The 6199-nt window shown below is 77.3% G+C and carries 4 protein-coding genes; 3 read left to right on the forward strand and 1 reads right to left on the reverse strand.

All coding sequences use genetic code 11. The annotated features are described in order from the left end of the window. Window positions 1–165 precede the first annotated feature (165 nt). The 3 genes from EF918_RS31200 (at window position 166) to EF918_RS31210 (ending at window position 3823) form a co-directional block, all read left to right on the forward strand. On the forward strand, window positions 166–651 hold the full coding sequence (locus EF918_RS31200) for a hypothetical protein (RefSeq protein ID WP_125652285.1): 486 nt from the start codon (window positions 166–168) through the stop codon (window positions 649–651). Between the two features lie 290 nt (window positions 652–941). After that, window positions 942–2183: an MFS transporter gene (locus EF918_RS31205; RefSeq protein ID WP_125652288.1), complete on the forward strand. Its 1242-nt coding sequence runs from the start codon at window positions 942–944 to the stop codon at window positions 2181–2183. Window positions 2184–2302: 119 nt separating this feature from the next. Further along, window positions 2303–3823: a serine/threonine-protein kinase gene (locus tag EF918_RS31210; protein ID WP_125652286.1), complete on the forward strand. Its 1521-nt coding sequence runs from the start codon at window positions 2303–2305 to the stop codon at window positions 3821–3823. Window positions 3824–3892: 69 nt separating this feature from the next. Here the strand turns inward: EF918_RS31210 and EF918_RS31215 are convergent, their stop codons facing one another. Then, window positions 3893–6070 (reverse strand): FUSC family protein, encoded by a 2178-nt coding sequence (locus EF918_RS31215; protein ID WP_125652287.1) that lies wholly within the window; start codon window positions 6068–6070, stop codon window positions 3893–3895. Between the last annotated feature and the right edge of the window lie 129 nt (window positions 6071–6199).

Here is a 6199-nt window from a genome sequence, read left to right on the forward strand (position 1 = left end):
CCGCGGGAGGGGGCGGGGCGAGCGGGTGCGCGGGGCACCGGCCTTCGGCCTGCGGCGGATTCACAGGAGATTCATATGCGGGCCCCAGCCACTGCCCAGCGAGGGGCGTCAGGATGGACAGTCGTCGGGCGTGAACGCCCGACCGTGAACACCTAAGGGGCATCGATGAACAACGTCCGCAAGCGCGCGGTGATCGCCGCCGGAGCCGTCCTGGCCGGTGTCGGCCTCGCCTTCCCGGCCGTCGCCCTCGCCGAGGACGGCGGCCGGCCGGCGCCGTCCCAGGACAAGCAGGAGCAGAAGCACGACAAGCGGGCCGAGCAGCGCGCCGACCGGCAGAAGGAGCTGGCCGAGGCGCTCGCCAAGGACCTCGGGGTGCCGGTGGAGAAGGTCACCGGGTCGCTGGAGAAGTTCCGGGCCGCGCAGCGTGAGCAGCATGCCCAGGACCACGACAGGAACGGCGGCGGGCAGCGCCACTTCAAGGACGGGCAGCGGCCCGACGCCGAGGCCCTGCAGAAGAAGCTCGCCGAGCGGCTCGCGCAGGCCGTCAAGGACGGCAAGATCACCCAGGCCCAGGCCGACGCCATCCTGGCCGCCGCCAAGGCCGGTGCCCTGCCCGGCCCGTTCGGCGGCCCGCACGGCCAGGGCAAGTAGGCCGAACGAGGCCCGGCGCGGCCGAGCGAGGCCGCGCCGGGCGGACCGGCCGTGCCTGCCACGGCCGACCGGTGCCTGCCTCGGCCGACCGGTGCCTGCCTCGGCCGGCCGAGGCCGCCACGGCCGGTCGGCCCGTTCGTGGTTGCGCGGAACGGTCGCTGCCGGTCCGGGCGGGGCAACCCGGTCGGACCGGCTCGGCGGCGCGTTGCGCCGTACGCCGATAGCGTCGTGCCATGGACGCACGGCAGGCGGACGTGGACGAGGACCGCACCGGCGGCGACGGCCGCGGGATGCGGCCGTGCCTGCTCGCCGGAGCGGTGTTCGCCGTCTGCATGGCCGGCACCACCCTGCCCACCCCGCTGTACGGCCTCTACCGCGAGGAACTCGGCTTCTCCGAGCTGATCGTCACCGTCGTCTACGCCGTGTACGCCCTCGGCGTCATCGGGGTGCTGCTGCTGGCGGGCGACGCCTCGGACACCCTCGGACGCCGGCCCGTCCTCGCCTGGGGCCTGGGCTTCGCCGCCGCCAGCGCGGTGTGCTTCCTGGTGGCGCCGCACACCGGGGGCGGGCTGCCGCTGCTGTTCACGGGGCGGCTGCTCTCCGGGTTCTCCGCCGGCCTGTTCACCGGGGCCGCCACCGCGTACGTCCTGGAGCTCGCCCCGCCGGGCGGCCGGGGCCTGGCCACCTTCGTGGCCACCGCCGCGAACATGGGCGGCCTGGGCTGCGGGCCGCTGCTGGCGGGCCTGCTCGCCCGGGCCACCGGCCCCGACGGGGCCCTGGTCTGGCCGTTCGTCGTGCACCTCGCCCTGCTGGCGCTGGCGTTCGCCGTCCTGGCGGCCCTCCCGGAGACCGCCGGCGGTGCGGCCGACCGGGCCGGGACGGGCTCGGCGGGCGAGCCCGCCGAGCCGGGCGCGCGGCGCCTGGCGCGCGCCCTGCGCCCCCGGCTGCCGCACCTGCCCCCAGGGGTCCGGGCGGTGTTCCTGCCCGCCGGTACCGCCGCGTTCACGGGCTTCGCCCTGCTCGGCGTGTTCACCTCGGTCGGTCCCGCGTTCCTGGCCGAGTCGCTGGGCGTGCACGACCTGGCCGTGACCGGGATCGTCGCCGCCCTGCCGTTCTTCGCGTCCACCGCCGGGCAACTCGGCGTCGGCCGGCTCGGCGTCGCCCGATCCCTGCCGCTGGGCTGTGTGGTGCTGGTCGTGGGCCTCGGGCTGCTGGCGGGGGGACTGCGGACCGAACTGCTGGCCCTGGTCGTGCTGAGCACCCTCGCCGGCGGCGTCGGCCAGGGCCTGGCCTTCCGCGGGGCGGTGGCCACCGTGGCCGCCGCGGCTCCGCCGGAGCACCAGGCGGGGGCCATCTCCGCGCTGTTCGTGGTGGCGTACGCGGGCATCTCGGTCCCCGTCATCGGCGTCGGCCTCCTCGTGGGGCCGCTCGGCCTGGAGACCGCGGCGCTGGTGTTCATCGCCTGCATGGCGGTGCTGGCGGCCTCCGCCGCCGGGTACTTGCTGGCCCGCCCCCTGCGGGCCGGCACCTGACCGCCGCCCGTCCGCCTGCACCTGACCACCCTTGTCGGCCGGCACCTGACCGCAGCCCGGCCGACCCCGTCCCGCGCACCTGGGCGGGCACTGTCCCCGCCGGCCGCCATACTGGGCGCATGCAACGCATCGGGGGGTACCTCGTCGAGCGGAAGCTCGGCGAAGGCGGCATGGGAACGGTCTACTTGGCACGGTCGCGGGGCGGCCGCGCCGTGGCCGTCAAGGTGGCGCGGCCGGAGCTGGCCGCCGATCCCGCGTTCCGGGAGCGCTTCCGGGCCGAGGTGGCGGCGGCCCGCCGGGTCGGCGGCTTCCACACCGCGTCGGTCGTGGACGCCGACACCGAGGGCGACCCGCTGTGGCTGGCCACCGCGTACGTGCCCGGCCCGACCCTGGCCGGCCGGCTCGCCGCCGAGGGCCCGATGGACGAGCCCGCACTGCGGATGCTGGCCGCCGCGCTCGCCGAGGCGCTGGAGGCCATCCACGCCTGCGGCCTGGTCCACCGTGACCTCAAGCCCGGCAACATCGTGATGGCCGCGGACGGGCCGCGCGTGCTCGACTTCGGCATCGCCCGGGCCGTGGAGTCCACCCGGCTCACCGCCACCGGGACGGCCTTCGGCACCCCGGGCTACCTCGCCCCCGAGCAGGCCCTCGGCGACGACGTCACCGGCGCCGCCGACGTGTTCGCGCTGGGCGCGGTCCTGGTCGCCTCGGCCGGCGGCAGCGCCTGGGGCGAGGGCACTCCGATGGGGCTGATGTACCGCTCGGTGCACGAGCCGCCGGACCTGACGGCGGTTCCGGAGGCCCTGCGTCCGATCGTCGCGTCGTGCCTGGCCAAGGACCCCGCGTCCCGGCCCACGCCGTCCGCCCTCCTCGACCTCCTGACGGACCCCGACCCCGCGGCCTCGCCGCAGCCGCTCCCCCTGGACCGGCTACCGACGATGCCCGCCGCCACGCCGCCGGCGCCGCACACCCCACCGCCGTTCCCGGCCGCCGGGCCCGCCGCCCCGGCCACGCCGCCGCACGCCCCGGCCGTCCCGGCCGCGGGGGCCGGGGTCCCGCACCAGGGGGAGTCCGTCCCGGGGCCGTACGGGGCCGCGGCCGTGCCGCAGGGCACGCCCCCGCAGCCGTACGCCGTGCCGCCGGTGCCCGCGACGCCGCCGGCCGTCCCGGGCGGTGGGCACACCCCGCCCGGCGGGCCGGTCCCGGCCGTCCGGGACCTGGTGATCGCCGACCGCCGCAACAGCGTGGTCGTCGACGCCACCGGCATCGTCTTCGAGATCGACGGCGTCGAGGCCGACTTCGGCTGGGCCGAGCTCGCCGGGGTGACGTACGGCCCGGCGCACCGGGGCAACCACCTGCACATCGCCCTGCGGCTGACCGACGGCAACGTCTACACCTGCCAGGTCAACGCCCGCCGCGCCGTCCGCCTCCAGGAGTGGCTGGACGAGCTCCACCGGATCGTCTCCTGGTACCTGGCGCCCCGGCTGGGCGTCGTCCCCGGCCCTTACGGCGTGGGGGCGGCCCCGTACGACGGCGGGACGCCGGGCGCCCCGGTGCCCGGCCCCTACGGTGGCTTCGGCGCGCCCTGGGGCTACGGAGGCCCCGCGACCCCGGGCGGCTTCGGCCCGCCCGCGCGCTGACCCGCCACCCCCGGCCCGGGGCGACCGCCCGCCCCGGGCCGGGACGCTCGGGCCCAGGACGCCCGGGCCCTACGGTCCCCGCCCGGCGGCGCTGATCCGCTCCAGGTCCGTCATCAGCGAGTCGAGCCACATGGCGGTGGCGTAGTACAGCCGCGGCGCGCCGTCCGGCTCGGCCTCGAAGCCGTCGAACGTCGGGTCGCGCAGCGGCACCGGCGCCTCCGGGGTGTCGCCGCCGGGGTCGAGCGCGGCCGACACCAGCAGCATCCGCCCGGCCACCCGGTCGCCCAGGCGCGTCACCGCAGCGGCGGCCGCCGCTCCCAGCGCGGGCGCGGCCGCGCCGCCCGGCCGGGGCGCAAGCAGCCGGTCCGACCCCCACAAGGTGTGGTGCCCGGCCATGACCACGGCCTGCCAGTCGATCACCGGCCGGTCCCGCTCCGCGCCCGGCCCCTCGGCCGGTTCGGCCGGCTCGCTCTGGAACTGCGCGTACGCCGACTCCGTCAGGATCAGCGCATGCTGGAGCGAGCGGTTCCCGGGCGGCCCCTGGGTCCGCCGTTGCCCGCCCACGGCGATCGACTCGGCCGTGGCCACCACGATCTCGGCCGCGCCCCGCAGCAGCACCGCCGCCGAGCGCCGCAACTCGTCCTGGCCGCCTCGCGGCCACGCCAGCAGCCCGAACACCGCACCGATCGCACTGCCGATCAGCACGTCCAGCAGCCGCAGCTCGGCCAGCTGCCAGGTCGCGTGCGCCAGTTGCGCGAAGACCAGGGCCACCGTCAGCGTGAACAGGGCCTGGGCCCAGCCGACCCCCTTGACCGGCCCGAGCGTGAACGTCACCAGCATCACCGGCAGCAGCGCGAGCGCGTACACCGTGGTGTGCGTGCTCACCAGGGCCAGCAGCCCGGCCGTCACCAGCGCGCCCACCAGCGTGCCGGTCAGGGCCACGCGGATCGTCGTGCGGGTCTCGCGCACGGTCGTCCGGGTCAGCGTCAGGGTCGCCAGCATGGCCCAGAACCCGTGCGGGAGGGTGTCCAGGCCCGCCACCAGACGGGCCGCGGCCAGCGCGAGGCTGATGCGGACGGCGTTCTGGAAGTACACCGACCGCCGTTCGGCGTGGCCGGCGAGCCGGCGCCACCACAGCTGCGGGGCGCTCGTCCGGGCGTACCAGAAGCGGGCCGGCGGCGGGTCCGGCACGGCCGCCCGGCCCCGTACGAACAGGTCGGCGGCCGTGGACATGGCCAGCGCGGCGTCCGCGATCTCCAGGACGGCCGCGTCCCGCCGCAGCAGCGGCACCCGGTCGGGCGGTTCGTCCCGGGTCGCGGCCAGGGCCGTACGGGCCCGGAGCAGGTCCTGCTGCGCCTCCCGGGCGTTCGTGGTCCGGCGCAGCCGGGCCGCGGTCTCCGCCGCGGTGCGTTCCACCGCGCGCAGCACGTCCAGGTCGGGGCCGGGGCGCTCGGGTGCCGGGCCGCGGACCGGAGGTGCGGCGTTCAGTTGGGTGAGGCGGGCCAGCAGGGTCCGGGTGCCCAGACCGGTCTGGGCGAGCGCCCGCTCGCGCACGCCGGGCCCGGCCGGCCGCTCGGCCTCGGCCACGGACATGGGCCGCAGTCCGACGGCCGCCGCCCCGGCCTCCTGCCGGGTCGGGCCCGTCAGCCGGTACGGGGCCGTGGTGAGCTCCCGTACGCAGCGCCGGGCCGTCCCGGCGGCGCGGGCGACGAGCTCCTCGTAGGGGAGGGTCGGCGGATCGCGGAAGAGGAAGTACTCGGCGAGGACCAGCAGCAGGATGCCGACGGTGGCCCCGAGGAGCCGCTCGTCGAGCGAGCCGGGGTCGTACGGCGGGAAGCACGGCAGGATGTAGAGCAGTTGCAGCCCGGGCGCGGCGCCGGCCGGCCGGGGGCCGCTCACGGCGACGAAGGCCAGTACGAAGCCGATGACCAGCATGCCGACGACCGCGCTCCAGGTCCGTACGGCCAGGAAGGTGCCGGCGACGATCAGCAGCCAGCCCACCGGGAGCACCCGCACGAGGGTCGCGGCGCGCTGCTGTCCGGTGCCGGGGATGCGCGACAGTCCCGCCAGGGACACGGCGCCGAACAGTGCGTACGTGGCCGCGGTGGTCGAGCCGAAGCCGTAGAGGAACAGATAGAACCCGGCTCCCGCGGCGAGCGTGACCCGCAGGGACCTACGGGCGGCGGCGGCGTAGGCGGGTGGCAGCCGCAGGGCCCGCGGGGACCGCGTTCGGGGGACACCGCCCATGGGACCAGGATCACGTATGCGGGGCCGGTCGGCACCCTGCGGTGGGTCGACCGTGGCCGGGACGCGACTCTTTGCGGACGCGACCCAGGGCTGATTTCCAGCTGGGCGGGGCCGGGCAGGTGACGGGGG

The organism is Streptomyces sp. WAC06614 (assembly GCF_003949795.1).
Classification (GTDB): domain Bacteria; phylum Actinomycetota; class Actinomycetes; order Streptomycetales; family Streptomycetaceae; genus Streptomyces.